Consider the following 14,502-nt stretch of genomic DNA (forward strand, 5'->3'; position numbering starts at 1 on the left):
GGAAACCTATGCGGGCGCATGTTCACGTGTCATGAAAAGCGCCTGGGGCAGCCCAGGAGTTTACGGGGTTGGTGTCGCGAGCCGGACATGTGCAAAAAGCACCCTCACCCCAACCCCTCTCCCGCAGGCGGGAGAGGGGCTCGATTGCGAGGATTCATGCCTGCCTTGCCTGCCTTGCCTGCCTTACCCGCCTGCCTGCCTGCCTTGCCTTTTGTCACCTGCCTTGCCTTTTCCCGCGTGTTTTACCTTGCTCGCGTGCCTTGCCTTTCCCGCGTGTTTGACCTTGCTCGCGTGCCTTGCCTTCTCCCGCGTGCGGGGGAAGGTGCCCGAAGGGCGGATGGGGGCGTCGTGCGCCGCCAGATAATCGAGGCGGTGGCACGTGCGAGCGAAAAACGGCGAGTTCATCCCCGCTTGCCGCCGTGATGCGCGTCAATCCCGCCTGGTTCGCTGCTTGGCTCGACCACCTGCGCGCGCAGTACGGCTTTTCGCAGGCGCCCTCACCCCAACCCTGCTCCCGCAGGCGGGAGAGGGACTCAACTCCGCCTGCCGGCCAATCAGCGGCGCTTGCGCCCCGGGCCGAGCTTGCGGGTGACGGTGTTGCGGCCCAGACCCAGGCGTGCGGCCGCTTCGGCGCGGCGGCCCTGGGTCAGTTGCAGGGCCGCTTCGAGCAGGGTCTTGTCCAGGCGTTCGCGCGCTTCGGCATGCAGGCCCTGGGCGCCTTCGCTCAGGCGTTGCGCCGCCCAGCTGGAGAGCATCTCGTCCCATTGCCCGTCGCCGCGGCCGGCACGCTGGCGGCGGCCGCCGCGTGCCAGCGCCGATTCCACGTCGACCACGTCGATGATGTCGGCAGTGGACAACGCGGCCAGGCGCCAGCACACGTTTTCCAGTTCGCGCACGTTGCCGGGCCAGTCGTAGTGGCGCAGTTGTTCCAGTGCGGCCGAGGACAGTCGCTTGGGCAGCATGTCGAGCTTGCGCCCGGCCATGGCCAGGAAGTTCTCGGCCAGTTGCGCGATGTCGCCGCGGCGCTCGCGCAGCGGTGGCAATTGCAGGCGCACCACGTCCAGGCGATGCAACAGGTCGGCCCGGAAGCGGCCTTGTTCGACCAGCGCCTCCAGGTCCTGGTGGGTGGCGGCAATCACGCGCACATCGACGCGAATCAACTCGCGCCCGCCGACACGGAAGAATTCGTTCTCGGCCAGTACGCGCAGCAAGCGGGTCTGCAGCGGCAGCGGCATGTCGCCGATTTCGTCCAGGAACAGCGTGCCGCCGTCGGCCTGTTCGAAGCGGCCGATGTGGCGTTTGGTGGCGCCGGTGAAGGCGCCGGTTTCGTGGCCGAACAACTCGCTTTCCAGCAGCTCCGCCGGAATGGCGGCGGTGTTGAGCGCGACGAAGGGTTTGCGCGCGCGCGGCGACTCGTTGTGCAGCGCGCGCGCGACCAGTTCCTTGCCGGTGCCGGTTTCGCCGTTGATCAGCACCGACAGCGGTGCCTGCGCCAGCCGGCCGATCGCGCGGAACAGCGCCTGCATCGCCGGGGTGTCACCGATCAGCGCCGCCGAGCCTTCCGCCAATGGGGTCCCGATGATCTCCTCGACACCGGCGTCGGCATCCGGCAGCGCGCGTGCGGCCAGTGCCACCGCATCGTCCAGATCGAAGGGCTTGGACAGGAACTCGTGCGCGCCGCCGCGGAAGGCGCCGGCGGTGCTGGCGACGTCGGTGTAGGCCGACATCACGATGACCGGCAGCTGCGGGTGCCTGGACTTGAGCTTGTCGAGCAGGCTCAGGCCATCCTCGCCGGGCATGCGCACGTCGGTGAACAACAGATCCGGGGTCGGCCGCATGGCCAGCGCCTGCAATGCGGCGGCGGCACTCTCGAAGCCATCGACGGCGTAGCCGGCATCGCGCAAGGCGGTGGACAGCACGAAGCGGACCGAACGGTCGTCGTCGACCACCCAGATGTGGTGGGATGCGGCGGCGGCCTCAGCCATGCAGATGTTCCTTGTCGTGGTCGCCGGCCAGCTCGGGCAACAGCAGGGTGAAAACGGTATGCCCCGGCCGCGAGCGGTAGGTCAGCGTGCCGTGGTGTTCGCGCGAGACCTGCTGGGCCAGCGCCAGGCCCAGGCCGCTGCCTTCGGCGCGCCCGCTGACCAGCGGCAGGAACAGGTGCTCGGCCAGTTCTTCCGGCACGCCGCCGCCGTCGTCGATGATTTCCAGCCGCAGCGACATCGCATGCACGCGGTCGCGGATGCGCTGGCCGTGCTCGACGCGGGTGCGCAGGGTCACGCGGGTGGCGCCGGCCTGGAACGCGTTGCGTACCAGATTCCACACCGCCTGGGTCAGGCGGTCGCCGTCGCCGAGGATGTCGGGAATGCTGGGGTCGTAGTCGCGCTGCACCTGCACCGACCAGCCGCCCTCGGCTTCGGCCAGGCGCAGCACGCGTTCGAGCACGACATGGATATTGAGGCGGTCGTGCGGGCGCGCCGGCGTGGGCGAGAGCAGGCGTTCGAGCAGGGTGTTGAGGCGTTCGATCTCGGTGCCGATCAACTCGATCAGCTCGCGCTCGTCCTCGTCGCGGCCGGCCGAGCGCCGCGCCAGCAACTGCGCCGCGCCCTTGAGCCCGGCCAGCGGATTGCGCAGTTCGTGCGCCAGGCCCTTGAGCGCGGCGCTCAAGGCATTGGGCAGCGCATGGGTGGGATCCAGCGCGGGAAACTCGTCGACCGGGTGGGTTTCCAGCAGCCAGCCGCCATCGTCCAGCCGCGACAGCCAGCCTTCGGCAAAACGCGGTGCGTCATTGGGCAGGCCCAATGCCAGCCGGTGCAGGCGCAACACGTCGCGCTCGTCGTTGAGCAGGAAGCGGGCCAGCGCATCGCCCTGCACCTCCAGCGCGGCCAGCGGTTGATCGACCAGGCGCCGGGCACTGACCCCGAGCCAGCGCGCGAAAGCCGGATTGACGCCCAGCACGCGGCCCTCGCGGTCGGCCCAGGCCACCGGTGTGCCCAGGCTGTCCAGCGACGGCAGGAGCGATGGCATCAGCATTGCACCAATTTAGTGCAAGCACGCCCGGCCTGCGCGTGTGTCGCGCAACACGCAGCATGCGTTGAAGGAATTCGGGCCGGACGGCGGCAGGTTGCACCGATCCAGCGGGCATCCGCGCCGACCGTCACAGGCGTGGGGCTGGTCATGCAGGCACCTCGGCAGTTGGTCCGCCGCCAGCGCGGCAACGGGGAAAAACGGACCCGGCACGGCTCTCCCGGCCGGGTCGTTGCGCCACCCGCGGCAGCGTGGCCGCGGGTGTGCATGCTCAGGACTCGTATGCCGCTTCGCCGTGCGAGGTGATATCCAGGCCCTCGCGCTCGGCTTCTTCGGTGACGCGCAGGCCGAACACCAGCTTGGCGACCAGGAAGCCCACCACCGAGACCACGCCGATCCAGACCAGGGTGATACCCACGCCCAGCGCCTGGATGCCGACCTGATGCAGCATGTCGTAATCGCCGCCCTTCTGGCCGCCCAGCGAAGCGGCCGAGAACACGCCGGTCAGGATCGCGCCGATGATGCCGCCCAGGCCGTGCACGCCGAACACGTCCAGGCTGTCGTCGGCGCCCAGCAGGCGCTTGAGGCCGGTGACGCCCCACACGCACAGCACGCCGGCAGCCAGGCCGATGACGATCGCGCCGAACGGACCCACCGTGCCGCAGGCCGGGGTGATGCCGACCAGACCGGCGACCATGCCCGAGGCCACGCCCAGGGCGGACGACTTGCCCTTGATGATCTTCTCGGTCAGCGACCAGCCCAGGATGGCAGCGGCGGTGGCCAGCAAGGTGTTGAGGAAGGCCAGCGCCGCACCGGCGTTGGCTTCCAGGTTGGAGCCGGCGTTGAAGCCGAACCAGCCCACCCACAGCAGCGAGGCACCGACGAAGGTCAGGGTCACGTTGTGCGGCTTGATCGCCTCACGCCCCAGGCCGGCACGCTTGCCGACGAAGTAGGCGCCGACCAGGCCGGCGATACCGGCGTTGATATGCACCACGGTGCCGCCGGCAAAATCCAGCGCGCCCAGGCCGAACAGGTAGCCGCCGGTGGCCCAGACCATGTGCGCCAGCGGCAGGTAGCCGAAGGTGAACCAGATCACCGAGAACAGCAGCACCGCGGCGAACTTGGCGCGCTCGGCAAAGGCGCCGACGATCAGCGCACCGGTGATGCCGGCGAAGGTCGCCTGGAACGCCACGAACACGTATTCCGGCAGGCTGACACCCTTGGTGAAGGTGGCCGCCAGCGTTTCGATGGTCACGCCCTTGAGCAGCGCCTTGTCCAGGTTGCCGATCCACGGGCCTTCGCCGGAGAACGCCAGGCTGTAGCCGTACACCACCCACAGGATGGTCAGCAGCGAGAACACCACCGCGACCTGGATCAGCACCGACAACACGTTCTTGGCGCGCACCATGCCGCCGTAGAACAACGCCAGGCCCGGCACCACCATCAGCAGCACCAGCAGCGTGGAGGTCAGCATCCAGGCGACATCGCCCTTCTCCACCACCGGCGCGGCCTCGGCGGCGGCCACCGGTGCGGCGGGCGGCTGCGCCGACGGCAGCGGTTCGGTGGTGACCGGCTCGGTCGGCAGCGGGGTGACCTGCGGCGTGGACTGCGCGTGCGCACTGCCCATGCCGCCCACCACCAGCGCGCTGAACAGCATCAGCATGCAGACACTGTAGAACCGGGCCTTCCACCCGGCAAAGAGAGCTGTCTTCATAAGAACTCCGGGGGTGGGGGATTCAGAGCGCATCGGCGCCGATCTCGCCGGTGCGGATGCGCACGACTTGCTCGATCGCGGTCACGAAGATCTTGCCGTCGCCGATCTTGCCGGTGCCGGCGGCGTTCTGGATCGCCTCGACCACTGCGTCCAGCCGGTCGTCGGTCACCACCGTCTCGATCTTGATCTTGGGCAGGAAGTCGACGACGTACTCGGCGCCGCGGTATAGCTCGGTGTGGCCCTTCTGGCGTCCGAACCCCTTGACCTCGGTCACGGTGATGCCCGACACGCCTGCTGCGGACAGGGCCTCGCGGACCTCGTCGAGCTTGAACGGCCGGATGATGGCGGTGATCAATTTCATGCGCATACCCCGAATGGTGGAAAAGACCGGCCGGCATTGCGCCGCCCGGCGGTGTCATTCACCTGGATGCCAACCCCGGCATCCGCGCGTTCGCGATTACGCAGACCTCGGCCGATGCCGATGCATCCGCCTCGTGGGAGAGGTCAGGCCCGCGCGTCGCGAACTGTGTGCTCTCTCAATCCCCTACGATCCACGGCCGATGCCGTGGACCGATCGAACGTGTGCGGCGATGGCGGAGGTGGGAGGGGGGGCCTCCGCCATCACCGCGGTGGAACTCAGTTGCCGTAGTACAGCTGGTACTCCAACGGGTGGGTCGCAGCACGGAACTTGGTGACTTCCTGCATCTTCAGCGCGATGTAGCCGTCGATGAAGTCGTCGCTCATCACGCCGCCGGCCTTGAGGAACTCGCGGTCCTTGTCCAGCGCTTCCAGTGCCTGGTCCAGGCTGGAGCAGACCTGCGGGATCAGCTTCTCTTCTTCCGGCGGCAGGTCGTACAGGTCCTTGTCGCTCGGGGCGCCCGGGTCGATCTGGTTCTTGATGCCGTCCAGGCCGGCCATCATCAGCGCGGTGAAGGTCAGGTAGCCGGACTGCAACGGATCAGGGAAGCGCATTTCGATACGGCGCGCCTTCGGGTTGGTGACCCACGGAATGCGGCACGAGGCCGAGCGGTTGCGGGCCGAATAGGCCAGCATCACCGGTGCCTCATAACCCGGGACCAGACGCTTGTAGCTGTTGGTGCCGGAGTTGGAGAAGGCGTTGATCGCACGCGCGTGCTTGAAGATGCCGCCGATGTACCACAGCGCCATCTGCGACAGGCCGCCGTAGCCGTCGCCGGAGAACAGGTTGACGCCGCCCTTGGTCAGCGACTGGTGCACGTGCATGCCCGAGCCGTTGTCGCCCACGATGGGCTTGGGCATGAAGGTCGCGGTCTTGCCGTTGCGGTAGGCGACGTTCTTGATGATGTACTTCATCGTCAGCAATTCGTCGGCCTTCTGCACCAGCGAGCTGAACTTGGTGCCGATCTCGCACTGGCCGGCGGTGGCCACTTCGTGGTGGTGCACCTCGGTCTCGATGCCGACCTGTTCCAGCGTCTTGATCATTTCCGCGCGCAGGTCGTGCAGCGTGTCGGTCGGCGGAACCGGGAAGTAGCCACCCTTCACGCCCGGACGGTAGCCGCTGTTGCCGCCGTCGTACTTGGCGCCGGTGTTCCAGGCCGCCTCTTCCGAGCCGACCTGGAAGAAGGTGTGGCCCATGTCGTTGGCAAAGCGCACCGAATCGAAGATGAAGAATTCCGGCTCCGGGCCGAAGAACGCCTGGTCGGCGGTGCCCGAGGACTTCAGGTAGGCCTCGGCGCGCTTGGCGATGCCGCGCGGGTCGCGCTCATAGCTCTGCATGGTGGCCGGATCGAGGATGTCGCAGGTCAGCACGATGGTCGGATCGGCGAAGAACGGATCCAGATACGCAGTGCCGGCGTCCGGGAGCAGGACCATGTCCGACTCGTTGATGCCCTTCCAACCCGCGATCGAGCTGCCGTCGAACATCTTGCCTTCTTCGAACAGCGCCGGCTCGATGATGTTGGCCGGAAAGGTGATGTGCTGCTGTACACCACGCATATCGACGAAGCGCAGGTCGACAAACTCGACCTTGTTGTCCTTGATCAGCTTTTCAACATTTTCCACGGACATCGGAAGAAACCTCTGCAGAGTTAAGTGGCTCGTGGGCGGAGCTACAGCAGGGACCATGCCAAGCGCCGGACCTTCACAAGTCGTTGATTTTGCTTGCTTCGCTTGAGGCCGCTGACGCAGCGATAGCACCCTTAAGGTGCTAACCAGTCGCATGTTGCACCGATATGGTGCATGCCGCAATGCACTATCCTGACGCCTCCCCCATCCCCTCTCCAGTCCGATGTCCGATCTGATTTCCGCCCTGCTGTTGGGCATTCTCGAAGGCCTCACCGAATTCCTGCCGATCTCCAGCACCGGCCACCTGCTGATCGCCGAACAATGGCTCGGACGCCGTTCTGACTTCTTCAACATCGTCATCCAGGCCGGCGCGATCCTGGCGATCTGCCTGGCACTGCGGCAGAAGCTGTGGACCCTGGCCACCGGCCTGGGCGAGCGCGCCAATCGCGACTACGTGCTCAAGGTCGGCGTGGCCTTCATGGTGACTGCGGTGGTGGGCCTGATCGTGCGCAAGGCCGGCTGGCAGCTGCCGGAAACCGTGCATCCGGTGGCCTGGGCGCTGCTGATCGGCGGGCTGTGGATGCTGGTGGCCGAGCACTTCGCCAGCAAGCTGCCCGAGCGCGATGTGGTCACCTGGAAGGTGGCCATCGCGGTGGGGCTGGCGCAGGTGGTGGCCGGCGTGTTCCCCGGCACCTCGCGCTCGGCCTCGGCGATCTTCCTGGCGATGTTGCTGGGCCTGAGCAAGCGCTCGGCGGCGGCGGATTTCGTGTTCATGGTGGGCATCCCGACCATGTTCGCGGCCAGCGCTTACGCCCTGCTGGAGATGTACAGGGAAGGCGGCTTCGGCAGCGAGAACTGGGCCGATGTGGCGGTGGCCTTCGTGGCGGCGACCATCACCGGCTTTGTGGTGGTGAAGTGGCTGCTGGGCTATATCAAGAAGCACCGCTTCACGGTGTTTGCGGTCTACCGCATCGCGCTGGGCGCCGCCCTGCTGTTGTGGCTGCCGGCGCTGGCCTGAGACCGCTAGCGGCTGCGTGTCGTGCCGGTTGAACCGGACGCGAGCTGCAGGGCAGATGGCCGGGCAGTGACTTGCGTCATTGCCCTGGCCGCGCGGTGGCGGTATCACTGACGCATCGATCACCGGGAGCCGCCGCATGCGTGCCGTGTTGTTTGCCCCTGCACTGCTGGCAGCGGGCGTGACGGCCTGCGGGTCGGGCGCAGCGCCGGAGCTGCCCGGGTCCGGTGCCGACACTGCTGCCGCCGAGTCGGCCGCGTTGGCCGCAGCGGCTGACGCCAACGCCCCGCTGCAGGCTGCCCTGCAGGCACAACACTGGCAGCTGCAGCAGGCCAGCGACGCGCACGGCACCGCCTTGCGCAGCCTGTTCGTCGCCGGCACCGCGCCCTTGCAGCTGGATTTTCGCGATCAACGCATCCAGGTCAGCCAGACCTGCAACGCATTGGGCGCCGATTACAGCCTGGCGCAGGCGCACCTGCAGATCGGCCGGGTGGTGTCGAGCAAACGCCTGTGTGCGCAACCGCGGCGGATGGCCCAGGAACGCGCCGCCAGCGAGCTGCTGTCCGGTCGCTTCGCGATGGCGCTGAACACCGCGCAGACCACGCCGCAACTGACCCTGATCCGCAGCGACGGCACCCGGCTGGTGTTCGGCGGTGTCGCCACCGCCGACACCCGCCATGGCGGCCCCGGCCAGACGCTGCTGATCGAAGTGGCCGCCGACACCGTGCCCTGTCGGTCCGATCCGGCGCGCCACTGCCTGCAACTGCGCGAACAAGGCGCCGATGGACAGCCCGCGACCCGCGCCTGGCAGACCTTCGATGGCAGCATCGAAGGCTTCGAGCACGAGGCGGGCATCCGTACCCTGCTGCGCGTCACCCGCTACCCGGCCCCCGCGGGCACGGACGCTGCGCCGGTGTACGTGCTGGAGCAGATGATCGAGGCGAGTGGGTAGTTTGGGAATTGGGAATTGGGAATTGGGAATTGGAAGCGGGAAGCGGGAAGGGGGAAGCGGCGACGTGTTGCGTGACCGTTATGCAATGGCGCTTCGGAAGCGGCAGCCTGCTCTGCTTGAGGCGCCCGGGTGACGCACGTGCTGATCGCCCTGACATCACGGTTGCGGCGCTTGCAGCTTCCCTGTCACCACCACCGCGCGGCCTGGTGGCCGTGCAGTGGTGGTGATCTGCACTTAGCGCAGCGCCGGATTCAGCGTGTAGGTGCCGTGCAGGGCTGCCTCGGCCAGCACGTGGCCCTGGATCGCCGAGAGCACATCGGCGGCGGTGAAGGTCTCAGGCAGGCTGAGCTGCGCTACGTCCAGCGCGAACACACGGAAGAAATAGCGGTGCACCCGCAGGTCGTTGAACGGCGGGTACGGGCCGTCGTAGCCCAGGTAATTGCCGGCCATGTCGGCATTGCCGGCAAACCACTGGGTATACGAATTCAAGCCCTGGCGCGCCCCGGCCGGGCCGGCCGGCTGCTGCTTGCCCTTGGGCACGAAGCCGTCGCTGCAGCTGCCCGCGGCGATCGCATGCACGTCGGCGGGGATATCGGCCATCGCCCAATGCACAAAATCGGTGCGTGGCTGATCGACCGGGATCTGCACGTCGTCGCGGCCCACGGTTTCCGGCACGGTCGGCACATCCGGGTCCAGGCACAGCAGCGCAAACGAGCGCGTGCCGGCCGGCACTTCGCTCCAGGCCAAGTGCGGGTTGCGGTTGGGCGCAAAGCCCTCGGGCGTTCCGGCGGCAAATTCCACCGCGATCGGCTTGCCGTTTTCGATGCTGTTGCTGGTCAGGCGCATGCAGGAGTCTCCGCGGGAATGAGGCCGACCAGGGTGCCTGGGTCCGCGTCGCAGAGGAAGCCATCGCCATGGAACCCTCTGGTGCGCGCGGCCGGGTTTATCGCTGCCGGTGCATCACGCCGCCGAACACTGCCGCCGGCGCCGGCTGCGGCGTACGCGTGCTGCTTGGCGCACCCTCCCCGCGCCCCGACAGGAAGCGCGATATCCAGTCGGTACCCAGCCCCGTAGGAGCGGACCTGGCCGCGACGGGGCTTTGCCGGGAACGCCTCATCGGTGCGGAGGCATTCCCTGTAACGCCCCGTCGCGGCCGGGGCCGCTCCTACGGGTGTTGCGAGCTGCCGCGGGCGGCGCTCAGTCCTGCGGGTAGCCGAAGCGCACCGCGATCAGCGTCAGCAGATCGAATTGCGCGCCAAGCACGTTGCGGTAGTTGCGCCAGCGCCCCGCAGCCAGGCGCGCCGGGCCGCGCGGTTCGACCAGCGGGAAGCGCAGGCCGAACGCCTGCTCCAGCGCGGTGGAGATGCCTTGCGGGTCGCTCTCGATGCCGTCCAGGCGGATGATCCGGTGCGGATACAGGTCGCGCTCGTGCAGCACGGCGAGCTGTTCCAGCGCCGCCAGCAACCAGTCGGCGGCCTGCTGCGGCGATTGCACGGCCAGCGGTGCCGGCGCGCCGGCCGACAGCCAGTCCAGCAGCATGTCGCGCGGGTCGCGCAGCGCGATCGCCAGCCGGCCTTCGGGCAGATGCGGGCGCAGCGCGGTCAGCAGGGTGTTGTCCCACCACAGCAGCCAGTCGATGACGTTGCCGTCGTCGATGCCGCGCCGCGGCAGCTGCGCCTTCCAGCCTTCCACCAATGCCATCGGCGCCAGCTCGCCGGAGGCCAGCTGCTCGACCGTGCGGTAGCTCTGCAGCGCATCGGACGGCGGCGTGGTGCCATACCGGTCGTCGCGCACCAGCGGGGTGGCCGCGCCCATCACCGCGATCAGGCGTTCGACATGCGAGCCGGGCGTGCCAAAGACGAACAGCGGCCGTGCCGTCACGGTCTCGGGGATGGTCCCGATGTCCGGCCACTGCATCGGCTGCCTGGCGGCCTGCGGCGGCAACGGCAGGCGGTGCTGGGCCTGCTCGCGCTGGAACTGCATCCAGGTGGCCACGGCGGCGTCGGGCTGGCCGGCGCGGTCCTGCACATTGCCCAGCCACGGCCGCAGCACGGTCTGCTGGGGCGCGGGCAGCGAGTCGATCAGCGACTGCACGCAGGCGATCGCCGCCGGCGGGTCCCGCTCCAGCAGGGCTTCGACGATGCGCTGCTCGCCGCTGATGCGGCCCGGCTCCACCGCCACGATCTGGCGGGCCACCATTTCGGCCTGTTCGGCATGGCCCTGCATGTCGTGCACGCGCATCAGCGCTTCCAGCGCAGGCAGATGCTCGGGCATGGCCAGCAGCCAGCGCTCGATCACCGCCTGCGCCTGCGGCCCGCCGACCGGCTCCACCGCGAGCCGTGCCAGCCACAGGTCGTGCGCCGTGGCCGAGGTGGCCAGCGCCGCGTCCAGGGTGTCGCGTGCATCGTCCACCGCGCCCAGCCGCTCCCAGGCGGTCAGCAAGGCGTGCAAGGTGCGCCGGTCGGCCGGCCAATGGGCCAGCGCCAGGCGCAGGTGCGCGGCGGCCTGGTCGGGGCGGCCAGCCTGCAGTTCCATCTCGCCGGCGAGCCGGCGCATGGCCGGGATGTCGCCGCCGGGCTGGGCGAACACGCCCTGCATCGCGGCCAGCGCATCGTCCAGGCGGCCCTGGCGCTGGGCCAGCTGGGCGATGAAGGCGCGCAGCGCGGTGCCCGGCGGGTTGAGCTCGACCACGCGCTCGAAGGCGCGCTCGGCAAATGCGAAGTGTTCCTTCTGCAGATACGCAAAGCCCAGCGCGAACATCACCCGCGGGTCATCCGGCAGTTGCTCGGCGGCGCGGGTCAGCAGCGACAGTGCGCGATCGCCCTGGCCGCGGCGCAGCTCCACCACGCCATCGACGGCCAGCAACTGCGGGTGCTCGGGCGCCAGCCGCGCGGCGGTGCGGCTCAGCCGCTGCGCCTCGTCCAGATCGCCGCGCGCCACCGCCAGATGCGCCTGCATCACGTAGGCATTGAACTGGTTGGGGTCGAGCGCGGTGGTACGCGACAACGCGTCGTCCGCCGCAGACAGCGCGCGCGTGGCCAGCAGCAGCCCGGCGCGCAGCAGATGCAGGTCGGCATCTTCCGGCGTCAGCGTCAGCGCGGTTTCGATGCTGGCCAGCGCCAGCGCCGGTTGCCCCTGCTGCTGCAGGGCCAGGCCGAGCCAGCGATGCGCGGCGGCGCTCTCGGGCGCGCCGAGGACCCACTCGCGGGCCAGCGCCACCGCATCGTCGGCCGCATTGCGGCGCAGGGCTTGAAGAATGGCGTCTTGCATGGCGGTGGGCGTGTCCAGGACAAACGCCTATTGTAACGATGCGCGGGGTGGCGCCGACTTACACCTGCGCGGCCAGCCGCTCGGCCACCCAGCGCTCGGCGAATCCGTCGCCGCGGGCGTTTTCCAGAAAGCCGCAGTGGCCGCCCCAGCGTGCGATTTCCAGCTGTGCGTGCGCCGGCAGCTGCCAGGCGGCGAAATCCTCGAACGGAATGACCGGATCGTCCTCGGCCATCAGGATGTCCACCGGCACCTGCAGGCCGGCCAGGCGCTCGCCGGCGATCGAATAACTGTCGAAATACGCTTCCAGCGAGCCGTGCCCGGTGTGCTGTTCGGCCAGCCAGGCCATCAGCCCGCGCATGTCCAGCGCCAGGGTGGCATCGTCGTAGCCATGCTGGTCGGGGAACAGCTTGCGCTTGCGCAGCAGCGACTCGCGCCACTTGCGGCGGAAATACCAGTCGTAGAACTGCGGGCCTTTTTCCAGCTGCAGCATCGTCGCTGCCGGGTCCAGCAGCGGGCATACCGCCGCCACGCGCGCCAGCGGCAGGCCGGCCGCCGGTGCACGCAGCGCAAGCCGCAACGCGAAATTGCCGCCCAGCGAATAGCCCGCCGCCAGCAGCTGCGGCGCGGGAAACCGCCGCCACAGATCGCCCGCGGCATTGACCACTTCCTCGATGCGGTCGGAGTGGAACAGGTCCACGTTGAGGTGGTGCGTGCCACCGTGGTCGCGGAAATTCAGCCGGAACACCTGATAGCCCAGGCCAAGCAGGCGCGCGGCGGTCAGGCGCATGTAGTTGGAATCGGCGCTGCCTTCCCAGCCATGCAGCAGCAGCACCGTGCCGCGCACCGGGGCATCGCCGGGCGGGATGCTCATCCAGCCCTGCAGGCGCACGCCATCGCCGCCGTCGAGGATGTGTTCGCTGGTGACCGCACCGCTGGCGGCCAAGAGCTGGCGGCTGCGGAGCCGGCGCAAGGCACTGCTGCCCAGCACCGACTGCACGTGCGGATTGCGCAGCCAGCGCGGCGGCAGATAGTCGGAGGCGTTCATGCGCTCATCGGGCCGGACGAGGGGGTGCCGGCCGCAGGGAGGATGCGCGCTTGCATCGTCGGCTCAGGACTCCATCGCCGCGATGATGCGTTGCCGCGAGGTATCGGCCAGGCGGCGACGTCCGTCGATATCCAGCGCACCGATCGGCTCGAGAAAATGCACCTCGGCCAGCCGCGACGGCTCGCCGAGCAGGCGCACGATATTGGCGAAGAAACTCTCGCGCTCGCCGAACGCCACCACCGCCTGCGCATTGCCGCGTTCGCCGTAACGCAGGGCCACCGGCTGCACCGGTACGCCGGCCTCGACCGCGGCCTGGAAGATGCGCGCATGGAACGGGCCGACCTCGGTACCGCCACGGGTGCGGCCTTCGGGGAACACGCCCACCGGCTTGCCGCCGCGCAGGCGCTGCAGCATTTCCTGCAGCACGCCGCCCAGCGATTCGGTATTGCCGCGCTGGTGGAAGATGGTCTGGCCCTTGGTCGCCAGCCAGCCCACCAGCGGCCAACCGGCGATCTCGCGCTTGGCCACGAAGCCCATCACGCGCTGGCTGTGCAGCATCGAGATGTCGACCCAGCTGACGTGATTGGCCACGAACAGGGTCGCGCCCGGCAGCGGGGTGCCGAAGCGACGCAGGCGGAAGCCGAACACGCGCATCAGGTTGCCCTGCCACCAACGGATCATCAGCTCGTCCAGGGTGTCGTCGGGGCCGGTGCGGATGCGCGCCAGCGGCGGCGCCACCACGCACAGCATGGTGATCGGCAGGCAGATGCTCAGATGCAGCAGCAACAGCGGCACCCGATACAGGTACCGGAACCAACGCAGCACGCCGCCAGCGTCGCGCGTGGCGTCCAGGGATGACTCGCTCATTGACGGAACGGGACCGGTACCAGGGGAAGGAAGCGCAACTATTGTGACAGCAGCGTGGCCTGCGCGCAGTGCCCGCGGCGGGTGGCGCTGTTCCACCCATGCACTTGCACGGCGTGCTCAGCCATTGCTGCGTGGCACCACGGCCAGGGTCAGCCGTGACACGCACACGCGCTTGCCGGCCGGATTGTCGATGGTGATGTCCCAGACCTGGGTGCTGCGCCCCACATGCACCGCGCGCGCGGTGCCGGTGACCAAGCCATCGGTGGCGGCGCGCAGATGGTTGGCATTGATCTCCAGCCCGACGCACATCCGGGTGGTCATGTCCACGCACAGGTTGCCGGCGCTGCTGCCCAGGGTTTCGGCCAGCACCACCGACGCACCGCCATGCAGCAGGCCGTACGGCTGCCTGGTGCGCGCATCCACCGGCATGGTGGCGCGCAGCCAGTCGTCGCCGGCATCGGTGAACACGATGCCCAGATGTTCGATCAAGGTGTCGCGGCTGGAGGCGTTGAGGGCGGCCAGGTCGACGGGTTCGCGGAAGGTCATAGGCTGGGGATTGGGGATTGGGG

The 14,502-nt window shown here is 68.6% G+C and carries 12 protein-coding genes; 2 read left to right on the top strand and 10 right to left on the bottom strand.

Features of this window, described 5'->3' with window-relative positions; translation table 11 throughout:
* Positions 1 to 554 precede the first annotated feature (554 nt).
* From ntrC to glnA, 5 genes are all read right to left on the bottom strand, one after another.
* A complete protein-coding gene (gene ntrC / locus EO141_RS18360) occupies positions 555 to 1,985 on the bottom strand; it encodes a nitrogen regulation protein NR(I) (RefSeq protein ID WP_104649633.1) in 1,431 nt (476 codons plus the stop codon).
* Positions 1,978 to 3,033, bottom strand: coding sequence for an ATP-binding protein (locus EO141_RS18365; protein ID WP_164739297.1), 1,056 nt, complete (start codon positions 3,031 to 3,033; stop codon positions 1,978 to 1,980). The genes ntrC and EO141_RS18365 overlap by 8 nt, the downstream gene beginning before the upstream one ends.
* Positions 3,034 to 3,298: 265 nt before the next feature.
* Entirely contained in the window at positions 3,299 to 4,741 is a 1,443-nt protein-coding gene (locus EO141_RS18370; RefSeq protein ID WP_164739298.1) for an ammonium transporter, read from the bottom strand.
* A 22-nt stretch (positions 4,742 to 4,763) separates the two neighbouring features.
* On the bottom strand, positions 4,764 to 5,102 hold the full coding sequence (locus tag EO141_RS18375) for a P-II family nitrogen regulator (RefSeq protein WP_002808480.1): 339 nt from the start codon (positions 5,100 to 5,102) through the stop codon (positions 4,764 to 4,766).
* Between the two features lie 275 nt (positions 5,103 to 5,377).
* Positions 5,378 to 6,787: a type I glutamate--ammonia ligase gene (glnA, locus tag EO141_RS18380; RefSeq protein ID WP_006449210.1), complete on the bottom strand. Its 1,410-nt coding sequence runs from the start codon at positions 6,785 to 6,787 to the stop codon at positions 5,378 to 5,380.
* Between the two features lie 220 nt (positions 6,788 to 7,007).
* On the opposite strand from glnA, the gene EO141_RS18385 reads away from it, so the two are divergent.
* On the top strand, positions 7,008 to 7,802 hold the full coding sequence (locus EO141_RS18385) for an undecaprenyl-diphosphate phosphatase (RefSeq protein ID WP_127169897.1): 795 nt from the start codon (positions 7,008 to 7,010) through the stop codon (positions 7,800 to 7,802).
* A 136-nt stretch (positions 7,803 to 7,938) separates the two neighbouring features.
* Positions 7,939 to 8,751, top strand: coding sequence for an META domain-containing protein (locus tag EO141_RS18390; RefSeq protein WP_127169898.1), 813 nt, complete (start codon positions 7,939 to 7,941; stop codon positions 8,749 to 8,751).
* A gap of 234 nt (positions 8,752 to 8,985) precedes the next feature.
* Here the strand turns inward: EO141_RS18390 and EO141_RS18395 are convergent, their stop codons facing one another.
* The 5 genes from EO141_RS18395 to EO141_RS18415 form a co-directional block, all read right to left on the bottom strand.
* Positions 8,986 to 9,597 (bottom strand): YbhB/YbcL family Raf kinase inhibitor-like protein, encoded by a 612-nt coding sequence (locus tag EO141_RS18395; RefSeq protein ID WP_115675622.1) that lies wholly within the window; start codon positions 9,595 to 9,597, stop codon positions 8,986 to 8,988.
* A gap of 351 nt (positions 9,598 to 9,948) precedes the next feature.
* A complete protein-coding gene (locus EO141_RS18400) occupies positions 9,949 to 12,021 on the bottom strand; it encodes a tetratricopeptide repeat protein (RefSeq protein WP_127169899.1) in 2,073 nt (690 codons plus the stop codon).
* A gap of 58 nt (positions 12,022 to 12,079) precedes the next feature.
* Positions 12,080 to 13,066 carry an alpha/beta fold hydrolase gene (locus tag EO141_RS18405; RefSeq protein ID WP_119130125.1) on the bottom strand — a complete coding sequence of 329 codons (987 nt, stop codon included), beginning with the start codon at positions 13,064 to 13,066 and terminating at the stop codon, positions 12,080 to 12,082.
* Between the two features lie 63 nt (positions 13,067 to 13,129).
* The gene (locus EO141_RS18410) at positions 13,130 to 14,029 is read right to left on the bottom strand and encodes a lysophospholipid acyltransferase family protein (protein WP_184353794.1); all 900 of its coding nucleotides are present in this window, start codon (positions 14,027 to 14,029) and stop codon (positions 13,130 to 13,132) included.
* 21 nt (positions 14,030 to 14,050) lie between these two features.
* Positions 14,051 to 14,479 carry a hotdog fold thioesterase gene (locus tag EO141_RS18415; protein WP_115675620.1) on the bottom strand — a complete coding sequence of 143 codons (429 nt, stop codon included), beginning with the start codon at positions 14,477 to 14,479 and terminating at the stop codon, positions 14,051 to 14,053.
* Positions 14,480 to 14,502 lie beyond the last annotated feature (23 nt).

Origin of the sequence: Xanthomonas sp. BRIP62415, assembly GCF_003993515.1 — a bacterium.
Classification (GTDB): domain Bacteria; phylum Pseudomonadota; class Gammaproteobacteria; order Xanthomonadales; family Xanthomonadaceae; genus Xanthomonas; species Xanthomonas euroxanthea.

Coding starts and splice junctions, on each gene's coding strand:
- ntrC (WP_104649633.1), bottom strand. CDS start 1,985: ATGGCTGAGGCCGCCGCCGCATCCCACCACATCTGGGTGGTCGACGAC.
- EO141_RS18365 (WP_164739297.1), bottom strand. CDS start 3,033: ATGCTGATGCCATCGCTCCTGCCGTCGCTGGACAGCCTGGGCACACCG.
- EO141_RS18370 (WP_164739298.1), bottom strand. CDS start 4,741: ATGAAGACAGCTCTCTTTGCCGGGTGGAAGGCCCGGTTCTACAGTGTC.
- EO141_RS18375 (WP_002808480.1), bottom strand. CDS start 5,102: ATGAAATTGATCACCGCCATCATCCGGCCGTTCAAGCTCGACGAGGTC.
- glnA (WP_006449210.1), bottom strand. CDS start 6,787: ATGTCCGTGGAAAATGTTGAAAAGCTGATCAAGGACAACAAGGTCGAG.
- EO141_RS18385 (WP_127169897.1), top strand. CDS start 7,008: ATGTCCGATCTGATTTCCGCCCTGCTGTTGGGCATTCTCGAAGGCCTC.
- EO141_RS18390 (WP_127169898.1), top strand. CDS start 7,939: ATGCGTGCCGTGTTGTTTGCCCCTGCACTGCTGGCAGCGGGCGTGACG.
- EO141_RS18395 (WP_115675622.1), bottom strand. CDS start 9,597: ATGCGCCTGACCAGCAACAGCATCGAAAACGGCAAGCCGATCGCGGTG.
- EO141_RS18400 (WP_127169899.1), bottom strand. CDS start 12,021: ATGCAAGACGCCATTCTTCAAGCCCTGCGCCGCAATGCGGCCGACGAT.
- EO141_RS18405 (WP_119130125.1), bottom strand. CDS start 13,066: ATGAACGCCTCCGACTATCTGCCGCCGCGCTGGCTGCGCAATCCGCAC.
- EO141_RS18415 (WP_115675620.1), bottom strand. CDS start 14,479: ATGACCTTCCGCGAACCCGTCGACCTGGCCGCCCTCAACGCCTCCAGC.